We start from the raw sequence: 19,950 nt of genomic DNA, 5'->3' as shown, positions 1-19,950 counted from the left end.
CTCAGCGCCGGCGCTTGGGCGGCGTGCGGCCGCGCTTCGCCGCCTGCTTGCGCACGGGCTTTCGCGCGGGGGCGGCTGGCTGAGCGTTCAGCGTGAGCGTCTCCAGCTTCTCGCGCAGGGTGCGCGTCTCCTGCTTGAGCGCGTCCAGTTCCTCGCGCAGCGACGCGACCTCACGGGCCTGGGGCGCGCCTTCGCGCAGGGCGCGCACGGCCTCGCGGGCGTAGCGGCGGGTGCGCGGGTCGCTGAAGGTGGTGCCCTCCAGCGCGGGCAGCAGGCGGCGGTCGCCCAGCGTGGAGGCCGCGTCGCAGACCGCCAACTGCACGCGGAACTGCGGGTCGCGCAGGAGCTGCGCGAACAGGTCCACCGCTTCGCGCTTGCGGTTCGCGACCTCCGCCAGCTTCGCCACGGCGCTCACGGCCGCGCGGCGCAGGAACGCGGGCTGGCCGTACGCGGTGCGCGCCACGGCCACCGGGAACGCTGCGGGGTCCTGCGTCTCCGCGAGCCCGTCCATCGCGCCCGCGCCGATGACGTCCTGGAACGACGGCCTCGCGGCGGCGGCCTCCAGCAGGGGCAGCGCGTCCGGCGCGCGCACGCGGCCCAGCGCGCGGGCGGCCTCCGCCTCCACGAAGTAGCTGGCGTCTCCCGCCTCCAGCAGCGCGCGCAGGCTCCCGGCCGCCTCCACGTCGTGGCGGAACTCGCCCAGCGCGGCGACCACGGCGCGGCGCACGCGCGGGTGCGCGGTGGCGACCGCGTCCAGCAGCAGCCCGCGGGCCTCCGGCGTGCGGACGCGGCCCAGCGCCTTCGCGCACGCGGCGCGGGTGGCCCAGAACAGCTTCGCGTCCTTCAGCGCGCGGCCCAGCGCCTCCACCGACCGCAGGCCCCCGTCCTTGCCCAGCGCGTGCGCGGCCTCCGTGCGCGCGCGGGCCTCCGGGGCGTTCGCCAGCTCCTCGCGCCACAGCCCCACGGCCTTGTCCACGTCCAGCGTGCCCAGCACGTCGCGGCGTGGATCCACGCGCACCTGCGTGGGCGCGGCGGGGCAGGGCAGGTGGAAGCGGTGCTCCGCGTCCGTGAGCTCCAGCCGGTGGCGCGTGTCCTCGCCGTTCACCGTGACGGCCACCTCCAGCGGGAGGCGGAAGACGGGCGTGCCCGAGTCCGTGCGCTGCGTCTGGCGCACGGTGATGCGCAGGCGCGCGTCGTCCACCTCGTAGCGGACCTCCACCTTCAGCTCGGGGTGGCCGGGGGAGAAGACGTACTGGTCGAAGACGGGGTCCAGGTTGTGGCCGGTGGCCTCTTCAAAGGCGCGCGCCAGGTCCACCGTCTCCACCACGCCGTGGCGGTGGGACGCGACGTAGTGGCGCAGGGCGCGCAGGAAGAGGTCCTCCCCCACGCGGCGGCGCAGCTCGTGGAGCACCAGCCCGCCCTTCTCGTAGAGGTGCCGGTCGAACAGGTCCATGGGGGCCTGGAACTTCCGGGCGACGATGGGGCGCGCGTAGCGCTCGCGCGTCTCGGAGAGGTAGGCCTCCAGGTCGAGCGCCCGGTGATGGTCGGCCTCGTCCCGGTTGTCGCCGCGCTCCTTCCAGAGCACCTCGAAGTAGGTGGCGAAGCCCTCGTTGAGCCAGCCGTGGGGCCAGTCGCGGCAGGTGAGCAGGTCGCCGAACCACTGGTGCGCCAGCTCGTGGGAGATGAGCGGCTCGGCGGTGTAGTCCAGGTGCGCCCGCGCGTCGTGCAGCACGGTGTCCACCAGCGTGGTGGCCGTCGTGTGCTCCATGCCGCCCAGGATGAACTCCGTGACGAACACCTGCGCGTAGCCGCTCCACGGGTAGGGCTCGCCGGTGATGGACTCGTACGCGGCAATCATCTGCGGCGTGCGCGCCACGCACCGGAGCGCGTCCTCGCGGCGGCCCTTGGGGAACAGGTAGCGCAGGGGCGTGGTGCCGGCGGTGTCGGTGGCCTCGTCGAACTCGCCCACCACCAGCGTGACGAGGTAGGGCGCGTGCGGCTGCGCCATGCGGTGGTGCTGGGTGCGCCGCTCGCCGCTGGTGACGTCGCTGACGAGCACGCCGTTGGACAGCGACGTCATGTGCGCCGGGAAGGTGGCGATGACCTCCGACGTGGCCTTCTGCGCGGGCGTGTCCAGGCAGGGGAACCAGCACCGCGCGTCGATGTCCTGGCCCTGCGTCCACGCCTGGAGCGGGCGGTCGGGGTAGCCCGCGTCGGGGCCCCAGAAGTAGAGCCCGCGGCGGGGGCGGGCGCGGTAGGTGAGCGCGATGTCGCACGCCTGGCCCGCGTCGAGCGCGCGAGGCAGCTCCACGCGCACGTGCGCGCCGGAGTTGGAGAAGGGGACGGAGCGGCCGTCGACGCGGGCCTCCGTGACGTCCAGGTCCACGGCGTCGAAGGTGACGGTGGACACGGCGCGGACGGCGGACACGCGGGTGGTGCAGGTGCCGGCCAGGGCGCGCAGGGCGAAGTCCAGGTCCAGCTCGATGCGCACGTGCTCGGCGCGCACGGGGCGGGGCGCGGCGTAGTGCTCGGTGGCGCCGGGGAGGCTGAACGGATGCGGGTCGGAGGACCCGGCGGCGGCAGGGGCGTGGCGGTGGCAGCAGCGCATAGGAGGGGGGGACTCTTCCGCAAGGCCGCCCCGGGGTCGAGCCGCTTCGAACCGTGTCTTGTCGGAATTCCAGGTTCCGGACCCACCAGGTTGGGAGGGGAACGGATGGGGGCCCCGGGGCGCGAAGGCCCTAAGATGGGAGGACCGTGCAGGCTGTTCTCTACTTCTCCGACAAGCAGGTCCGCGAGAAGCTCTTCGCGTTCGTGGACGCGGCGCAGGGGCCGCTGCTGGTGGCGGGGGTGCGCCACGGCGCGGCGATGACGCGTGCACCGCAGGCGCGCGAGCCCTTCGCGGCGCTGGAGGACCTGTTCGGACACGTGCTGGCGCAGGTCATCGTGGCGGACGAGGGCACCACGGAGGGCATGTGGCGCGACCCGCTGGGGGACCTGGGCGACCGGCTCTATCCGGAGGACAAGAAGCGCGCCTACGCGGCGGCCACGGGCTACGTGCTGCTGGAGGGCGGCAAGCCGCGCGCGGTGGTGCGCAAGCACGCCAGCCCCGCGGAGGACCTGTGGTTCCTCCAGGAGGCCCTGAGCCGCCTCTCCTCGAGCATCCCCGCGCCCGACCCGGAGAAGCGCCCGGGCCACCGCCGCCCGGAGCCCGCGCCGAAAGCACCGCCCCGTTACGGCCCCGCGAGCGACAGCGGAGCGCCGGAGAAACCCGCCGACCCCTGGCGCCGCTCCAGCGCCCGCGAGGAGGCGTCCGCCCGCTCCAGGGCCCGGGACCCCGGAGCCTCGGGCAGCGCAGGCCGCCCGGGCGCGTCGAGGGCCCGCGCGTGGCAGGCCGACGAGGCCACGCCCCCGCGCGGCAGCCGCGCCGTCGCGGCCGAGCCCGAGCCGAAGGATCCGTGGACGGTGCTGGGCATCGAGCGGAGCACACCGAGGGATGAAGCGCGCAAGGCGTTCCGCGCGCTCATCGCGCAGTACCACCCGGACAAGGTGGCCCACCTGGCGCCGGAGTTCCACGCGCTCGCGGAGCGCCGCACGCGCGAAATCCTGGACGCGTGGGAGGCGCTGGAGCGCGACGCGGATTAGTGCACCGTGCGGCGCGGCTTCGTGCGCGCGGGGCGCTTCAGCCGGGCCTCCAGGTAGTCCTTCAACACCACGGCGTTGTTGTGCTCGGTGTCGCGGGCGCCGTAGAGCAGGGTGACGCGGCCCTGGCGCGCGGCCTCCAGCAGCGGCTCCCACGCGTCGTGGTGCGCGTCCAGCTCGCGGGTGTACCGGCGCCGGAACTCGTCCCAGCGCTCCACGTCGTGGGCGAACCACCGCCGCAGCTCCGTGCTGGGCCCTACCTCGCGGGGCCAGCCATCCAGGTGGAGGTCCGCCTTCTTGAGCCCCCGAGGCCACAGCCGGTCCACCAGGAAGCGGATCCCCGCATCAGGGGCCGGGCCGTGCTCGTCATAGACGCGCTGGAGTCGAATCATCGTCGTGAGCCTCCACGGTCACGCTGCCCACGCGGCGCGCGCGTGGGGAGCGCCCGGCGGGGACGCGGCGGCCCGCTGCTCAGGTCAGCAGCGCGGGCGCCGGAGCCTCCAGCCGGAAGCGCGCGATGAGCGGCACGTGGTCGGACAGGCCGTGGAAGCGGCTGGTCAGGTCTCCGAAGGGCCGCGTCTCCTCCGTGTCCAGCCAGCTCACGCCGCCCCCGGAGAACAGGTGGTCCAGGTGCATGCGCATGTGCATGAAGCCCGCGGTGGGGAAGGCGCGGGACAGGGCCGGGTTGATCTGCCCCACCGCCGCCTGCGCGCACGTCAGGTGCGCGTCCCCCGTGAGGTAGCGGAACACCGGCGACGACGGCGGCGAGTTGAAGTCCCCGCACACCACGAACGGCTCCTCCTTCGCGTGCAGCCCGATGAAGCCCGCGAGCTTCTTCGCCTCGTGGAGCTGGTTGACGCCGCAGCCCATCTTGTCGCGCGTGGCCCAGAACTCGCGGGCGAACGGCGTGGGCAGGCTCAGGTGCGTGTTGAAGACGTGGAACGCGCGCTGGTCCGAGCGGCGGAAGACGCGCATGTGCGCGCAGATGCGGCTCTGCTTGCGCTCCTTCAGGCCCTGCACGTGGTGGTGCGTGATGTGCTCCGGCGCCGCCACGTTGTGCCGGTCCACCTGGAGCGTGCGCGTGTTGACGAGCATCGCCAGCCCCGTCGTGTACAGCGACAGCTCCCCCACCTTGTAGTGGTGCGCGCGGAAGTAGAACGCCTCGTAGGGCATGTCCCTCCCCTGGAGGGCGAACGTCTCCTCCACGCGCGTCATGAAGGCCTCCAACTGCGTCTCACCCGGGCGGGTGGGCCGGTGCACGATGTTGCTGCGCAGCGAGGAGGTCTCCACCTCCTGGAGGCAGACGATGTCCGGCAGCGGATCCAGGGTGGCCAATGCGGCGGCCACCCGGCGCTTGGGGCCCACGGTGCTCGCGAGCCCCCTCAGCATGTGGCCGAAGTAGCGGACGTTGTAGGTGACGATGCGCAGCGCTGACGGCTCCATGGTCCGGTCGCTACCTCCCCATGCCTCGCGGTGAAAGTGGGAAGCCCTGGGACGAACGTCCAGGCCTCCCCGCCCTCTTCACCATGGGATGCGCTCGCGCCATCCGCGATGCGCTGACAGGCGGACGAAGCCCCCGCCCGCCCGCCTGCTCACCCGGCGGGCTTCACCCGCACCATCGTGTCCAGCAGGTGCTCCAGCGCGCGCTCCGGGTCGTCACACAGGCCCGCGTGCACCGGGCCCGTCTGGAGCATCGTGCTCCGCGGGGCCACCAGCCAGTGCCAGCGCTCCTTCTGCGGCAGCCGTCCAATGGGCCCCGCGTCCTTCCCGCCCACGCACACGCGGCGGAAGCTCTCCAGGTGCCCCGCGAGCAGCTCCACGTCCGCGTCCGGCGACAGCGCCTTCAGCCGCGCCACGTCCAGCTCCACGCGCGCCCCCAGGTAGCGGTGCTGCACGCAGAAGAGGACCACGCCCACGTTGATGAACTCCTCGCGCTCCACGCGAGGCACCAGCCGGATGATGGCGTAGTCAAACGAGCTGGGCGTGGGCACGCGTCGCCTCCTCGATGAACGCCGGCGCCGCTTCCAGCCGGCGCATCAGCCACGTGACGTACGCCGCGCGGTGCTCCGCCGTGGACGCGAACGCGGGCTCCCGGCCCAGCCACGCCTCCGGAATCGCTCCCACGATGCGCTCCACCACCTCCCGCGTCACCCGCGCCTGGAGCAGGTCCCGAGCCTCCGCCAGCCCGTGCGCCCACGGCAGCAGCACGTGGTCCTTGATGGGCGCGAAGCGCGTCTGGCTGCGCTCCTCCCAGCCGTCCCACGAGTGGTGGAAGTACAGCGCCGCCCCGTGGTCGATGAGCCAGAGGTTGCGGTGCCACACGAGCAGGTTCGGGTTCTTCGGCGTGCGGTCCACGTTCGTCACGAACGCGTCGAACGCGACGATGGCGGACGCCACCTGCGCCTCCGGCACCGGCACCGCCAGCGGGTCGAACGTCACCGAGCGCGGCAGGTAGTCCAGCGCCAGGTTCAACCCCGCGCTCGACTTGAGCAGCTCCCGGATTTCGCTGTCCGGCTCGTTGCGCCCCAGCGACACGTCCAGCTCCACGAACACCAGCTCCGGGACGCGCAGGCCCAGCACCCGCGCCAGCTCCCCCGCGAGCAACTCCGCGATGAGCGCCTTGGCCCCCTGGCCCGCCCCACGGAACTTCACGACATAGAGCCCCGCGTCGTTCGCCTCCACGATGGCGGGCAGCGAGCCCCCCTCGCGCAAGGGCGTCACGTAGCGCGTGGCGGTGACCGTCCTCAGCATCCCTCGTCCTCGACAGTTCCCGGGCACTCCGGGGGTGGCGGCTGTACCACGGCCCTGCCCGACGGGGGAAACACCCTACACCTGACGACGCTTCCCCTCGCGCATCGTTGATTCAGTTGCGCACAATTTAATTGCGCACTACATATTCCCCATGTCGACGGATGACTTCCTCCGGCTGGACCTGCAGTTGTGCTTCCCGCTCTACGCGGCGTCGCGCGCGATGGTGCAGGCCTACACGCCGCTCCTGGCGAAGCTGGGGCTCACCTATCCGCAGTACCTGGTGATGCTGGTGCTCTGGGAGACGGACGGGGTGTCCGTGAAGGAGCTGGGGGAGAAGCTGTACCTGGACTCGGGGACGCTCACGCCGCTGCTCAAGCGTCTGGAGACGCAGGGCTTCGTGCGCCGCGAGCGCTCCAAGGAAGACGCGCGGTCGGTGACGGTGTCGCTCACCGCGCAGGGAAGGGGCCTGCGCCGCAAGGCCGCGTCCATCCCGGAGGCCATCGTCTGCCGCACCGGTTTGACGCTGGAGGAGCTGGCGCGGCTGCGCCGGGACATCCAGCGGCTGTTCGAGAAGGTTTCCTCACGCAGCGCTTGAGACACACGCCGTATCCACTCACCAAGGAGCACCACCATGGCCCCGGTCCAGATCTCCCCCCTCTACTCCACCACCGCCATCACGCACGGCGGCCGCAACGGCAAGCTGCTCCTGGAGCACAGCCCGCTGAACGGCCTGGAGCTGGCCATGCCGAAGCAGTTGGGCGGCTCCGGCAAGGAGACGGCCACCAACCCCGAGCAGCTCTTCGCCGCGGGCTTCTCCTCCTGCTTCGAGAGCGCGCTGCGCCTGGTGGCGGGCAAGGCCGGCAAGAAGCTGGATGAGAAGGCCGGCGTGAAGGCCACCGTCACCATCGGCAAGACGCCCGAGGGCGGCTTCGGCCTGGCGGTGGAGCTCCAGGGCATCCTCCCCGGCGTCCCCCGCGAGGAGGCGCAGCAGCTCATGGAGGCGGCCCACCAGGTGTGCCCGTACTCCAACGCCACGCGCGGCAACATCGAGGTGAAGGTCTCCGTCGCGGAGTAGCCCTCCACCCGGTCCCTGTCGCGAGCTCAGGCGGCGGAGTCGTCGCGGGCGCTCGCGGCGGGGGCTGGCAGCAGCGCCAGCAGGTTGTTCTGGATGTTCTGGCAGATGGTGTCGAGCGGCAGGTCGTTGTCGTCCGTGCCGAAGGGGTCCTCAATCTCGACGCCAATCTCCTCGATGCCAAAGAAGACATACGCGACGACGAACGTGGCCAGGACTGTCACCCAGCCAAAGGTGTCCACCAGGGCGAAGGGCAGGGTGAAGCAGTAGAGGATGAGCGCGCGGCGCAGGTGCACCATGTACGCGAAGGGCATGGGTGTGCGGTGGATGCGCTCACAACCTCCCAGGTAGTCGATGAGCAGTTGGACGTTCTGGTCCAACTGCATCTGGACGTACTCGGGATAGAGCCCCTGGCGGCGGCCCTCGTCCAGCACGGCGGTCATCCGGCGGGCCACGCCGAGCGGCACGTGCTGGGCCTTGAGCACCTCCGTCACCTCCCCGGAGGGCAGGGTGTCCGTGTGGGGCCCCACATGCCGCTGCTGGCCGCGCAGCCACGCGGCGGTGGCGAAGGGGAACGCGGCCGTCCAGCGGATGAGCGCGGTGTAGAGCGCCGTGCGGCCCAGGAAGGGCTCCGAGGCGCGGACCAGGTTGCGCGTCTCGTTGACGATGCCGCCCCACAGCTTGCGGCCCTCCCAGAAGCGGTCATAGGAGGCGTTGGTGCGGAACACGAGCAGGAGGCTCAGCGAGATGCCCGCCAGCGTGTGCACCGTGGGGGGCACGCCCACGTTGCGCACGTTCACGTGGAAGCCCACCACGGCCGCGGCCCAGACGACGCACAGCAAGACTCGGCCGACGATCTCCTTCACCATCGAACCGCGCAGGTAGTGGAAGTAGCTCCACCAGCGATGCGGGTCATACTCAACCATGCAGGGGATACCCTCCGGGACGGGGGCGCATGCTAACCGCACCGCGTCGCGTCGCGAGGGGGGCTTTGCGAGATTGCGGATGCCGGACGTTTCGGGCGATGGCCGGGCGTCGGGGGCTTCAGCTAAGGAGGAAGGCGGTCCGCTTCATTCCTCGTCACGGAGGTGTCCTCCATGCGCCGTCACCTCAAGCCCCTGCTGATGTTCCTCGCCGCCACGGCGAGCGGTTGCAGCTTCATGCGCACGGACGTCCTGCTGGACACGCTCAACGCCCCGGACACCTCGAAGGCGGAGCCCCCGCCGGCCCGGGTGGCGGCGGTGGAGCGCGTGGCGGGGCTGACGCGCGCGCAGTTGACGGACTCCTACGTGGACCCCGCGCGAGCGGGCGCGTGGATGGAGGCGCTGGGCGCGTCCCCGGAGGCCGTGCTGGACATGGCGGCGTGCCTGGTCGAGCACGCGGGCAACAACTCGGCGTCCTGCTATGAGAACGACGCGCGCACGGGCTACGTCGACCGGACGGTGAAGGCGTCCATGTGGGGCGTGCCGCTGCCGGCGCAGTCCTTCTCCGCGGCGGCGTCGGCGGACGAGGAGGTGGACGCGGAGCGCTTCCTGTCGAACGCGATGGGGATCGGGCCGTCCATCGCGGCCGTGCAGCAGTCGCTGGAGGTGCCGCTGACGCGCGAGGTGCTCGCGCAGGGCATCCAGCGGGGCGCGGCGTCCGCGGCGGCGTACGTGCGGGCGCGCTCGTGGCGCCGGGACCTGCAGCGGCCCAGCAACGCGGTGGTGCTGAGCGGCGGCGGGGCCAACGGCGCGTTCAGCGCGGGGGCCATGTGGCGGCTCCTGGGCATCCTGGAGCAGTGCCGGGGCAAGCCCGCGCCGGAGGGGTGCGGGGACGCGCGAATCGACCTGGCGGCGGGCACGAGCACGGGCGCGCTCATCAGCACGCTGGTGGACCTGTTCCACACGCCGGGCCAGGAGGCGAACGCGCGGCGGCTCCTGCTGGGCAACTACACGTGCACGGTGGAGTCGGACCTGTACTGCGTGAACTCCACGTGGCTGTGGAACCTGGCGGACGACACGCGGGGCCTGGTGAAGTTCGACGGCATCTATTCGAAGCTGGAGCAGTTCATCCAGCCGGAGATGCTGCACAACGGCACGGAGCTGGTGTCGGTGTCGGTGGATTTCCAGACGGGCGACGTGTTCAGCGTGAGCGACCAGGACCCGGCGGACTTCAAGCCGGGCGCGTCGGACAAGCTGCGCAAGGGCGGGATGGCGCACGCCATCGTGGCGTCCATCGCGGAGCCGGTGCTGTCGAACCCGGCGGGCATGCTGCCGTCCGCGGCGGGGGACCGCACGGGGACGTACTACGACGGCGGCGTGCGCTCCGGGCTGCCGCTGCTCCAGGCGGTGCAGCGCGGGGCGGAGCGCGTGCTGGTGATTTCGACGGGGGGGATGCACCCGTCACCGGCGATGGATCCGAAGAACGCGATGAGCGTGCTGATGCGCACGATTGACCTGTTCGTGGCGCAGCCGCGCGTGGCGGAGGTGCAGCAGGCGGAGCTGCTCGCGGTGACGCGCCGGATGGGCGAGTACAACGTCTGCACGCTGCGCGGCGCGACGGAGGACTTCTGCCGCCGCAAGGGCATGGGCTTCCATCCGCGCCTGGCGGGGCCGGGGGCGGGGCAGGCGGTGTGGATGGGCTCGGCGCGCTTCGACCAGGTGGCGAGCAGTTGGCGCAGCGCGTGGATGTTCAAGCCGGAGACGGGGCTGGCTTCGGCGAGCGGCTACTCGTTCACGCCGGAGGTGATGCAGCCGCTCTTCGTGGCGGGCGTGGAGTCCATGCAGAAGCGCTGCAAGGAGGTGCTGTCCCTGTTCGACATCCAGGGCACGCTGGCGGCGAACGAGTGCGCGCGCCAGTTGGTGGAGGTGTCGGACGAGGCGCGCGCGGCGCTCCCGTCCCCGGCGCAGTGCCGCGAGGACAAGCCGGAGCGCCGCACGTGTGACTGAGGCGCGCTACCGGCCGCCGTCGATGACCCACTTGCCCCAGCCGGCGAGCGCGGTGCCGTCCTCGGGCACGCGCTTGCCCTTCGGCGGGGCGCGGTAGACGGCGTCTGCGAGCGGGAGGAAGCGGGCCTCGTCCGCGAGCCCGTTGAGCGCGGCGCCCCAGGGGTCGGCGGCGTAGGTGGTGACCTGCACGCGGCGCTCGGCGCCCTCGCCCGCGGGCGCTTCCAGGACGAAGGCGGGGACGGGGTGCTGGGCGACGGTGAACGTCTCCCGGCGCGGCGGCGCGGTGCCGGCGGTGACGGGGGGCCACTGCTGCGGCTGGCTGACGGCCTCGCTGACGGCGGCGAGCAGGGCCTCCTCCAGGGGCTGGGCTTCCGCGTCGTGGAAGTCCGAGCAGGGGGCGTCGCCGGTGGGGCCGGTCAGCTCCTTGCGCAGGACGAAGCCGCGCTCGGCGCCCAGGCAGACGCGGCGCACGGAGGACGTGCCGGACAGGTCCTGGCGCACGTCGTACCAGGTGCCCGGGCCCCAGGGCCGGTCGAGCACGGGCACGGCGCCCCCGGCGTCGGAGCCCTGGCGGAAGGACACGAGCGTGAGCTGCTGGCTGCCGCTGGCGCCGAAGCCGGAGAGCGTGGTGCTGGCGTCGAGCAGGCCGTGGGTGAGGTACAGCGGGCCGGGCTCGTTGGCGTAGAGGCGGTTCTGGAGGGGACCGTCGCTGGGGCGGCGGTCGTCCAGGAAGCGGCGGGCCTCCCAGGTGCGCCCGGCGGCGGTGGTCTGTTCGGCGGAGCGCTGGCCGCGGTGGTCTTCCTTCCAGGGCTGCGTCTCCTCCAAGCGCATGGGCAGCACGCGGGGCTGGGAGAGGCGGGGGTGGGCCAGGGGCCTGCCCTGATCATCCGTGAAGGTGACGGTGAGCCACGCCCACGGCGCCTGGAGGGCGACGACCTCCAGCACGACATGGCCCGCCACGCCCACGCCGGTGTCCGCGCCGGGGCGGCCCCGGTGGGCGGAGAAGGCGTACTCCACGCGGTCGCCCACGCGGGCGCGTTGCCACGGTGAGGGCGTGGCGGCGGTGTCCATGTCAGGAGTCCCGGCGTCCAGCACGGAGGCCTCGGCCGGGGCGGAGGCGTCGGGCTGTTCGGTGGCGGTGGGGGTGCCGTCGGAGGGGGAGACGGCACGGGGCTTCATGCTCTCGCAGCCGGTGCTCAAGAGGAGCGCGGAGCACAGCAGGAGGGGAGCGCGGAGGAGGGGGCGTCGCATGGGGCCGCTAGATACACGGAGCCCCGCGCGGAGCCGCGTGGGCGGTAGGGTCGCGCACCGGAGGAGCGTGTCCTTCTCGACAGGACCGGGCGTGTCGGGGCCGTCCCAGCAAGTCTCCCCAAGAACCGAACGCCTGACGGCCTGGTCCCTTGGGATTACCGGGCTCGATTGACACTGTCGGAAGTCAAGCCGATATTATCACCAGGAGATGGTGATGATTTCTGGCGCGCTTACAGAACTGCGTCCCTGGCGCAGATTGAGCGTCGAGGAACTGGCTGCTCTCGCGGAGGTTCCAAGTCGGCGTGTCTGGCAGGAACTGGAGGAGGGTATCCTGCCCGGCCGTGCGAAGGGTCGCACCCGGCACAGCTTCGGGCCCCGAGATGTCTTCTACCTTCGTCTGGTGCGGCACCTGGAGAGGGCGCTGACTCTGAATCAGAGCGCACGTCGTGAACTTCACGAAGCGATCTCCCGAGTGCATGACGACCGCAAGTCTCATCCATCGTCGTGGCGCAAGACCGACACCGGCTGGGAGTTCACCTCCGTCCAGGCGAGCTTCGACGCTCGGCAGCCGTTCGCTGAGTCGGTGAAGAAGGTCCGCCTGTTCATCCACGGCAAGCGGCGTATCGAATCACGCCCGGACATCCTGGGGGGGGAGCCTGTCTTCAAGGGCACGCGCATCGCGGTCCGGCACGTGGGAGACCTGCTGCTGAAGGGCGTGCCGCGCGCCGAAGTCAGGGAGGACTTTCCCCGGCTGGATGACGAGGACCTCACCTTCGCGGCGCTCTTCGCGCAGCTTCCCCGTCCGCCGGGGCGCCCGCGCAAATCACTCGTGTCTCGTCGAGAGGGCGCCTAGTCTGCCTTTTCGATGAAGTTGCTGGTCGATGAAAACCTCTCTCCCAGGCTCGCGGTGCGTCTCCATGCCAAGGGCCTGGAAGCCGCGCATATCGTCCACCTGGGGAGGGCCGGCCTGACGGACCCCGAGCTCTGGCGTCTGGCCTTTGAGCGCAGTGAGGTGGTTGTCACCACGAACGTGGGAGACTTCATCGTGCTCGCACGGGATTGCGAACTTCACGCGGGCATCATCGCCTTCCGTGTGGCCGGGCTCAGCGCCGATGAGCAGTGGATGCACCTGGAGCCAGTCGTGGACCATGTCCTCGAGCAGGGATTGGATCTCACCAACAAGCTGGTCGAGGTGTGGGCAGTCGGTGACTTCGTTGTGAGTGACCTTCCGGAGCCTTGAGCAGGCTGCATTCAGCGGGCATCCAGTAGAGTGGGCCTTCTCACTTCCGGAGCCCCGCGCATGCCTTCGCCCCTGTCCATCCGCCGCGTCGTCCTCTACAAGCACGGCGTCGGCTACTTCGAGCGCCGGGGCAAGGTGACCGGCAGCGAGACCGCGCACCTGGACTTCAAGGCGCGCGACATGAACGACGTGCTCAAGTCCATGACCGTGCTGGACCTGAACGGCGGCTCCGTGTCCGCCGTGAGCTACGACTCCACCAAGCCCCTGGAACAGCTCCTCTCCGAAGCCACCATCCGCATCCCCGAACACGGCAGCCTCACCGCGCTGCTCGGCCAGGTGAAGGGCGCTCGCGTCCGCGCCCGCGTCGGCGGCGCGCAGGTGGAAGGTGCCATCGTCGGCCTGGAGTCGCTGCCCGTCGTGCAGGGCGAGGCCAGCGTCGTGCGCCCCTTCCTCACGCTGCTCGTCGGCGCGTCGCTGCGCACCTTCGACGTGCTGGAGCTGGGCGAGCTCGAGTTCCTCGACGAGGCCGTGCGCAAGGACCTGGAGTTCTACCTGGCCACCGTCATGTCCTCGTACAAGAAGGACTCCAAGCGGCTGTCCATCCTCACCGCCGGAGAGGGCTCGCGCGAGCTGTTCGTCAGCTACGTGCTGGAGTCCCCCGTGTGGAAGACCAGCTACCGCATCCTCCTGGACGAAGGACAACCGCCGCTGCTCCAGGGCTGGGCCCTGGTGGACAACACCGGCGACGAGGACTGGGTGGACGTGGAGCTGTCCCTCATCGCCGGCCTGCCCGTGTCCTTCGTCCACGACCTCTACAACCCCCGCTACCTGCGCCGCCCCGTCGTGGAGGTCCGCTCGGAGACCGGCGTCGCGCCCGTCATCCCGGAGGAGGCCTACGAGCGCTCCGCCGAGCCCCTGATGGAGTCCGTGGACGAGTCCTTCGGCTCCTCCGCGGACATGGCATCCAACGTCATGCCCGCCATGGCCGCGCCCGCGCCGGCGCCCCGCATGCGCGCCAAGGGCGGCCCCATGATTGGCGGCTCCGGACGCGGCGGCCTGCGCGAGACGCTGGAGCAGAGCACCGCCGTGACGACGCTGACCAAGGAGGTGGGCGACCTCTTCGAGTACGGCGTGGACCGCCCCGTCACCGTGCACCGCAACCAGAGCGCGCTCGTCCCCATCCTGCACCGCCCCTTCGAGGGCCGCCGCGTGCTGCTCTACAACCGCGCCACGCGCGAGAAGAACCCGATGGCCTGCATCGAGTTCAAGAACACCACCGGCCTCACGCTGGAGGGCGGCCCCGTCACCATCACCGAGGACGAGACCTACGTGGGCGAGGCGATGCTCGACACCCTCAAGCCCGACGACACGCGCTTCGTCCCCTACGCCGTGGAGCTGTCCTGCGCCGTGTCCGTGGAGGAGGACCAGGAGGACGGCCCCGTGTTCCGCGCGCGGCTCAACCGGGGCACCCTGGTGGTGGAGTTCTTCCACCTGCGCCGCACGAAGATTCTGGCGCGCAACAAGGCGAAGCGCCCCCAGGTGCTCTTCGTGGAGCACCCGCGCACCGGCTGGGAGTTGAAGGACACGGTCGCCCCCGCGGAGACCACGGACGGCTTCTGGCGCTTCAAGCGCGAGCTGGCCCCGAGCACCTCCGACACGCTCGTCGTCACCGAGCGCACCAAGGGGCACCGCCAGTACTACCTGGGCAACCTGGGGCTGGAGGAGGTGACGTTCTTCCTCGACTCGCGCTACATCGACCCGCGCGTCGCCCAGGCCCTGCGGGACGTGGTGGCCATGCGCGAGAAGCAGTCGAACGTCGCCCGCGACCTCCAGCGCCTCAACGAGGAGCGCACCCAGCTCTTCAAGGACCAGGAGCGGATCCGCTCCAACATCGACTCGCTCAAGAGCGGCGCGTCCCAGCGCGAGCTGGTGGAGCGCTTCGTCACCAAGCTCAACGCGCAGGAGGACCGGCTGGAGGGCATCGGCCGGGAGCTGGAGCGACTCGAGCAGGAGCGCACCCGCCTGCAGGCGGAGGTCAACCAGCGCATCGAGTCGCTCTCCTACGAAGCGGACCTGTAGCTACTTCGCGTCCGCGCGGAACACCTCGCGGCCCGCGACCACCGTCAGCCGGACCTGCCCGGTGAGCAGGTCCGCCGGGGGCGCGTCCACCGGGTCCACCGACAGGGCCACGAAGTCCGCGTCCATGCCCGGCTTCAGCCGGCCGCGCTGCCCTTCCGCGAAGGAGGCATAGGCCGCGCCGGCCGTGAAGCCCTCCAGCGCCTCCTCACCGCTCAGGCGCTGGTCGGGGTGCCACCCGCCCGGGGGCTGGCCGCTGGCGTCCTGCCGCGTGCGCGCCGCGTACAGCCCCGCGAGCACGTCCGGCCGCTCCACCGGGAAGTCGCTGCCCAGCGCCAGCACGGCGCCCGCGGCCTTCAGCTTCTGCCACGCGTAGGCGTTCCGGATGCGCTCCGCGCCCACGCGCTTCTCCGCCCAGGGCATGTCGCTGGTGGCGTGCGTGGGCTGCACGCTCGCCACGAAGCCGTTGGCGCCCAGCCGCTGGATGTCCTCGGCCGTCATGATCTGCGCGTGCTCCACGCGGGGGCGCGCGTCCTTCGTCCCCGTGGCCGCCAGCTCGCGCGACAGCGTGTCCAGCAGCAGCGTGTTGGCGCGGTCGCCAATCGCATGCGTGGCCACCTGGAAGCCCCGGCCCACGAAGGCGTGCACGCGCGACGCGTACTCCTCCGGGGAGAGCAGCAGCAGGCCGCGGTGGCCGGGCTCGTCGCTGTAGGCCGCGCCCAGCGCCGCGCCCCGGCTGCCCAGCGCGCCGTCCAGGGTGAGCTTCACCGCGCGCATCGTCAGGAGCTTGCCCTGGAAGGGGCCGTCCTTCAGGTACTGCACGCGGTCGTCCGTCTGGCCATCCGCCATGGCGTAGACGCGCAGGGGCAGGGTGCCCGCCTGGTCCCAGGCCTGGAACAGGCGGAACGTCCGCAGGTCCATGCCCGCGTCGTGCACGCCGGTGAGCCCCACGCGCGCGCAGTGCTCCAGCGCCGCGCGCATGCGCGCCTCGTGCTGCTCCTTCGTGGGCTGCGGCAGCGCCTTCAGCGCCAGGTCCATGGCGTTGTCGATGAGCACGCCGCTCGGGTCGCCCCCCGGCAGCCGCAGGATGCTGCCGCCCTCCGGGTCCTTCGTGTCGCGGGTGATGTTCGCGCGCTGGAGCGCCGCGCCGTTGAGCCACAGCGCGTGCCCGTCGATGCGCCACAGCACCACGGGCGTGTCCTTCAGGGGCTCGCCCATGTCCGCGACGGTGGGGAAGCGCGGCGTGTCCCAGTCGTTCTGGTCCCACCCCTGACCCACCAGCCAGTCGCCCTGGTACGCGGTGGCCGGGGCCTTCTCCAGCCGCTGGCGCACCTCCGCCAGGGACGTGGTGCCCTCCAGCCGCACGCCCGCGAGCGCCTGGCCCAGGCCCGCCAGGTGGCCGTGCGCATCCGTGAGGCCGGGCACGACCGTCGCGTCGCCCAGCTCCACCACGCGCGCGGTGGCGCCCGCGGCGGCGAGCACCTCCTCGCGCGTGCCCACGGCCAGCACCTTGCCGTCCCGCACGGCGAGCGCCTGGGCCTCCGGCTTCGCGGCATCCAGCGTGCGGATGCGCTGGGCCACGTACACCGTGGGCGCGTGGGCGACCGCCTGCTCCGCGGGCGCTCCCTCCGGCACGCGCCGCGAACAGCCCGCGCCCGCACACAGGACCAGCGCCCCCAGCATCCAACCGAGACGTCCTCGCATCATCCGCGCACCCGCCATGACCGTTCGCCCGGGCAGGAAGGTCCCGGGACATCGCGCGCGGCACTCTGACGCACGCCCCGCGAGACGGCCAGTCCGGGATGCCTGCAAGGCGGGCGTGGACCGGACCGCGCCGCGACGCACAATCCGTGCACGCTCCGCGCGAAAGGGCGTATGGAACAGCGCGTGAGCACTGTGACCCCTCGCGGCATCTGCTTCGACCTGGACGGCACGCTGGTGGATTCACTGCCGGACATCATCGACAGCTTCCTCCACGGCTTCACGCACCACGGCCTGCCCGCGCCCTCCGTCGCGGAGGTGCGCGCGCTCATCGGTCAGCCGCTGGAGGCCATGTACGCGCGCTTCGCTCCGGAGCACGCCGCCGCGCTCTGCGTGGCCTACCGCGAGCACTACCCGCTCCACTTCCACCGGCGCTCGCGGCCCTTCCCTGGCGTGGAGCGCGTGCTGCGCACGCTGCGCGAGCGGGGCTACCTGCTCGCCGTCGCCACCACCAAGCGCGGCGACATGGCGCGGCGCTTCGTGGACGCGATGGGGCTGGGCGGCCTGCTGCACCACGTGCAGGGCACGGACGGCTTCCCGCACAAGCCCGCGCCGGACGTCATCCACCACGCCCTGGAGGCGCTGGGCACCGGCGGCCTGTGGATGGTGGGCGACACCACGCTGGACCTGCGCGCGGGCCAGGCCGCGGGCCTCAAGACCTACGCCGTCACCTGGGGCACGCACGCCCACGAGGAGCTGGCCACCGCCACCCCGGACGAGCTCCAGCCGGACCTGGAGCGGCTGCTGCACCACCTGCCGCCGCTCGCCTGAGCGGAGGCAGGGCTCAGTGCTGCGTGCGCGACTGGAGCGCCTGCACCTGGCGCACCTGCTGTCGGCTGTTGAGCGGCAGGGCCGGCAGCGTGAGCTGATCCAACTCCCGCGGGCCGATGACCTGCACCACGTCCTTGTGGAAGAACAGGTCCAGCGTCCAGCCCAGGGCCACGCGCACCTTCGTCTCCAGCTTCGGCAGCTTGAACAGGTAGATGGTGCGCCACAGCACCCACGCGAAGGTGCCGGAGAACTTCAGCCCCAGGATGCGCGCCACGCCCGAGCGCCGGCCAATCGTGGCCAACTGCCCCAGCATCTTGTAGCGGAACGGCGTCCCCGGCCGACCGTTCAGCGCCGCGCGCACGTTGCGCGCCACCGCCACGCCCTGGCGGAGCGCGTGCTGCGCGGTGGGCGGACAGGGCTTGCCTCCGTTGGTGACGTCCGGCACCGACGCGCAGTCGCCCAGCGCCCACACGCCCGGGAAGCCGGGCACCTCCATGCGCTCGTTCACCTTGAGCCGCCCGCGCTCCTTCTCGCACGGCAGCGTGGACAGCAGGGACGGCGGCGTGACGCCCGCGGTCCACACCACCGTCTTGGTGGGCACCACCGTGCCGTCCGGCAGCTCCACGCCCGCCTCCGTCACGTCCTTCACGTGGACGCCGGTGCGCACCTCCACGCCGTGCTCGATGAGCTTCTGGCGCGCGTACGCGCCCAGGTCCTCGCCCAGCTCCGGCAGCACCTCCTGGCCGCCGTGCACCAGCATCACGCGCACGTTGGCGTGCTGGATGTTGGGATAGAAGGGCAGGGCGCCGTGGATGAAGTCGTTGATGGCGCCCGCCGTCTCCACGCCGCCGAAGCCGCCGCCCACCACCACGAAGGTGACGATGGCGTTGCGCTGCCCCGTCGTCACGCAGTCCGCGTCCGCCTCCTCCAGCCGGTCGATGAGGCAGTTGCGCAGCAGCATCGCGTCGCCCAGCGTCTTCATGGTCAGGCTGTAGTCGCGCGGGCCCGGCTTGCCGAAGAAGTTCGTCTCCGAGCCCATGGCCAGCACCACGTAGTCGTACTCCAGCGTGTGGCTGTGGCCGTCCAGCCCGCCGTGCGCCACCGTGACCCGCTTCGACTCCAGGTCCAGCCCGCTGACGTCACCCTCCACGAACGTCAGGCGCGGCAGCAGCTTGCGCAGCGAGATGACGATGGCGGTCGCGTTCAGGTCGCTCGCCGCCACCTCGTGGAGCATGGGCGTGAAGAGGAAGAAGTTGTCGCGGCTGACGAGCGTCACCTCCACGTCGTCCCGCTTCCCCAACTGCCGCTCCAGGTGCAGCGCCGCGTACATGCCGGCGAAGCCGCCCCCCAGGATGAACACCCGCTTGCGCCGCGGCGTGTCCACGCAGAGTCCTCCCAACGTCTTGTCCGCTCCCATGCCCGCCTCCTCGCGGCGCGAAGAACACCCCCCTCCAATCTCGGGGCGCCCTGTCGCATCCGCACCCCGGGCCGGCGGGGGCCTGCCCGCCCGCTCGCCTCAGGGGTGGTCCGGGTGCATCCGGTGCCGCCACGTCGTGCGCTGCGACGTGTAGCGGGGGTTCTCGAAGAGTTTGATCAGCACCATGCCCGCCACGAACCCGCCGATGTGCGCCCACACGGCGACGCCGCCGGACACCTCCGGCCGCAGCGTCATCAACTGCGGCAGGCCGGTGATGACCTGGAGCACGAACCACCACACCAGCACGGCCCACGCGGGGACGGGGATGACGCGGATGAGGATGAAGATGATGAACAGCATGTTCACGCGCACGCGCGGGTAGAGCACCAGATACGCGCCCAGCACGCCCGCGATGGCGCCGGACGCGCCCACCGTGGGCACCGGCGACGTGGGGTCCACCGCCACGTGCGCCGCCGCCGCCACCAGCCCGCACACCAGGTAGAAGACGAGGAAGCGCAGGCGCCCCATGCTGTCCTCGATGTTGTTCCCGAAGACCCAGAAGAACAGCACGTTGCCCAGGAGGTGCCCCCAGCCGCCGTGCAGGAACATGGACGTGAGCGGCGTGAGGCGGTTGATGGACGCGTCGTCCACCACGCACGCGAGCCCGTCCCCCAGCGGCACCGCCTGCCCCAGCGGCGCGCGGCCGGTGAGCTCCCCGGGCACCATGCCCAGCTCGCAGATGCTGGTGGCGAGCCGCACCACGTCCAGGCCCGCGCCCTGGAAGAACACCCAGGTCAGCCCCAGGGCCGCGAGCAGGAGGTACGTCATCACCGGGGTGCGCAGGGTCGGGTTGTCGTCGCTGATGGGAATCATGTCCGCCCGCCAGCATGGCCCCGCCGCCGGCCCCCCGGAGAGCCTCGTGCGCACGGATGTGCGGCGCCGGACGCATCACCGGAAACCGGCCGGGCTCTAAGCCAAATGAAGGTTGCCTCTTGGAGGTGACCCTCTCCCGGAAGGGCCTGGACCTGGCTTCCAGGCCCGC

At 71.7% G+C, this 19,950-nt stretch carries 18 protein-coding genes; 8 read left to right on the top strand and 10 right to left on the bottom strand.

Annotated elements, in window-relative coordinates; translation table 11 throughout:
- Nucleotide 1 precedes the first annotated feature (1 nt).
- Nucleotides 2–2,608, bottom strand: a complete 2,607-nt coding sequence (locus K8612_RS27485) for a M1 family aminopeptidase (protein WP_223764465.1) — start codon at nt 2,606–2,608, stop codon at nt 2–4.
- Between the two features lie 146 nt (nt 2,609–2,754).
- On the opposite strand from K8612_RS27485, the gene K8612_RS27480 reads away from it, so the two are divergent.
- Nucleotides 2,755–3,642 carry a J domain-containing protein gene (locus K8612_RS27480; RefSeq protein WP_223764464.1) on the top strand — a complete coding sequence of 296 codons (888 nt, stop codon included), beginning with the start codon at nt 2,755–2,757 and terminating at the stop codon, nt 3,640–3,642.
- Here the strand turns inward: K8612_RS27480 and K8612_RS27475 are convergent.
- The 4 genes from K8612_RS27475 to K8612_RS27460 all read right to left on the bottom strand — a co-directional run bounded on the left by K8612_RS27475 (nt 3,639) and on the right by K8612_RS27460 (nt 6,390).
- On the bottom strand, nt 3,639–4,031 hold the full coding sequence (locus tag K8612_RS27475) for a DUF488 domain-containing protein (protein ID WP_223739434.1): 393 nt from the start codon (nt 4,029–4,031) through the stop codon (nt 3,639–3,641). The two genes, K8612_RS27480 and K8612_RS27475, sit on opposite strands and share 4 nt — an antisense overlap.
- A 79-nt stretch (nt 4,032–4,110) precedes the next feature.
- A complete protein-coding gene (locus K8612_RS27470; protein ID WP_223764463.1) occupies nt 4,111–5,082 on the bottom strand; it encodes an endonuclease/exonuclease/phosphatase family protein in 972 nt (323 codons plus the stop codon).
- Between the two features lie 149 nt (nt 5,083–5,231).
- The gene (locus tag K8612_RS27465; protein ID WP_223739432.1) at nt 5,232–5,630 is read right to left on the bottom strand and encodes a DUF3037 domain-containing protein; all 399 of its coding nucleotides are present in this window, start codon (nt 5,628–5,630) and stop codon (nt 5,232–5,234) included.
- Complete coding sequence (locus K8612_RS27460; protein ID WP_223764462.1) at nt 5,608–6,390, bottom strand: HipA family kinase; 783 nt, start codon at nt 6,388–6,390, stop codon at nt 5,608–5,610. The genes K8612_RS27465 and K8612_RS27460 overlap by 23 nt, the downstream gene beginning before the upstream one ends.
- A gap of 151 nt (nt 6,391–6,541) precedes the next feature.
- On the opposite strand from K8612_RS27460, the gene K8612_RS27455 reads away from it, so the two are divergent.
- A complete protein-coding gene (locus K8612_RS27455) occupies nt 6,542–6,985 on the top strand; it encodes a MarR family winged helix-turn-helix transcriptional regulator (protein ID WP_223764461.1) in 444 nt (147 codons plus the stop codon).
- A 36-nt stretch (nt 6,986–7,021) separates the two neighbouring features.
- Nucleotides 7,022–7,465, top strand: coding sequence for an organic hydroperoxide resistance protein (locus K8612_RS27450; RefSeq protein WP_223764460.1), 444 nt, complete (start codon nt 7,022–7,024; stop codon nt 7,463–7,465).
- 26 nt (nt 7,466–7,491) lie between these two features.
- Here K8612_RS27450 and K8612_RS27445 read toward each other — a convergent pair whose 3' ends face one another.
- Complete coding sequence (locus tag K8612_RS27445; RefSeq protein WP_223739428.1) at nt 7,492–8,388, bottom strand: bestrophin family protein; 897 nt, start codon at nt 8,386–8,388, stop codon at nt 7,492–7,494.
- Nucleotides 8,389–8,559: 171 nt separating this feature from the next.
- On the opposite strand from K8612_RS27445, the gene K8612_RS27440 reads away from it, so the two are divergent.
- On the top strand, nt 8,560–10,392 hold the full coding sequence (locus tag K8612_RS27440) for a patatin-like phospholipase family protein (RefSeq protein WP_223764459.1): 1,833 nt from the start codon (nt 8,560–8,562) through the stop codon (nt 10,390–10,392).
- Nucleotides 10,393–10,398: 6 nt separating this feature from the next.
- Here the strand turns inward: K8612_RS27440 and K8612_RS27435 are convergent, their stop codons facing one another.
- A complete protein-coding gene (locus K8612_RS27435; RefSeq protein WP_223764458.1) occupies nt 10,399–11,643 on the bottom strand; it encodes a DUF6068 family protein in 1,245 nt (414 codons plus the stop codon).
- Between the two features lie 214 nt (nt 11,644–11,857).
- Between K8612_RS27435 and K8612_RS27430 the strand changes: the two genes are divergently transcribed.
- Genes K8612_RS27430 through K8612_RS27420 form a run of 3 tightly spaced genes read left to right on the top strand, consistent with a single transcriptional unit; the run spans nt 11,858 to nt 14,962 of the window.
- Nucleotides 11,858–12,496, top strand: a complete 639-nt coding sequence (locus K8612_RS27430) for a DUF433 domain-containing protein (RefSeq protein WP_223764457.1) — start codon at nt 11,858–11,860, stop codon at nt 12,494–12,496.
- Nucleotides 12,497–12,508: 12 nt separating this feature from the next.
- Nucleotides 12,509–12,883, top strand: a complete 375-nt coding sequence (locus tag K8612_RS27425) for a DUF5615 family PIN-like protein (RefSeq protein ID WP_223764456.1) — start codon at nt 12,509–12,511, stop codon at nt 12,881–12,883.
- Between the two features lie 60 nt (nt 12,884–12,943).
- Complete coding sequence (locus K8612_RS27420) at nt 12,944–14,962, top strand: hypothetical protein (RefSeq protein ID WP_223764455.1); 2,019 nt, start codon at nt 12,944–12,946, stop codon at nt 14,960–14,962.
- Here K8612_RS27420 and K8612_RS27415 read toward each other — a convergent pair whose 3' ends face one another.
- Nucleotides 14,963–16,666, bottom strand: coding sequence for an amidohydrolase (locus K8612_RS27415; RefSeq protein ID WP_373692142.1), 1,704 nt, complete (start codon nt 16,664–16,666; stop codon nt 14,963–14,965). It abuts the gene before it with no gap.
- Nucleotides 16,667–16,834: 168 nt separating this feature from the next.
- Between K8612_RS27415 and K8612_RS27410 the strand changes: the two genes are divergently transcribed.
- Nucleotides 16,835–17,491 carry an HAD family hydrolase gene (locus K8612_RS27410; RefSeq protein ID WP_255672259.1) on the top strand — a complete coding sequence of 219 codons (657 nt, stop codon included), beginning with the start codon at nt 16,835–16,837 and terminating at the stop codon, nt 17,489–17,491.
- A 13-nt stretch (nt 17,492–17,504) separates the two neighbouring features.
- On the opposite strand, the gene K8612_RS27405 is transcribed toward K8612_RS27410, so the two are convergent.
- Together K8612_RS27405 and K8612_RS27400 are read right to left on the bottom strand one after the other, a co-directional pair.
- On the bottom strand, nt 17,505–18,908 hold the full coding sequence (locus K8612_RS27405; protein ID WP_223764454.1) for an NAD(P)/FAD-dependent oxidoreductase: 1,404 nt from the start codon (nt 18,906–18,908) through the stop codon (nt 17,505–17,507).
- A 99-nt stretch (nt 18,909–19,007) separates the two neighbouring features.
- Nucleotides 19,008–19,781, bottom strand: a complete 774-nt coding sequence (locus K8612_RS27400) for a rhomboid family intramembrane serine protease (protein WP_223764453.1) — start codon at nt 19,779–19,781, stop codon at nt 19,008–19,010.
- Nucleotides 19,782–19,950 lie beyond the last annotated feature (169 nt).

The sequence above is a fragment of the Corallococcus sp. AS-1-6 genome, assembly GCF_020037015.1.
Taxonomy (GTDB): domain Bacteria; phylum Myxococcota; class Myxococcia; order Myxococcales; family Myxococcaceae; genus Corallococcus.
This window is presented reverse-complemented; position numbering and strand designations above follow the sequence as displayed.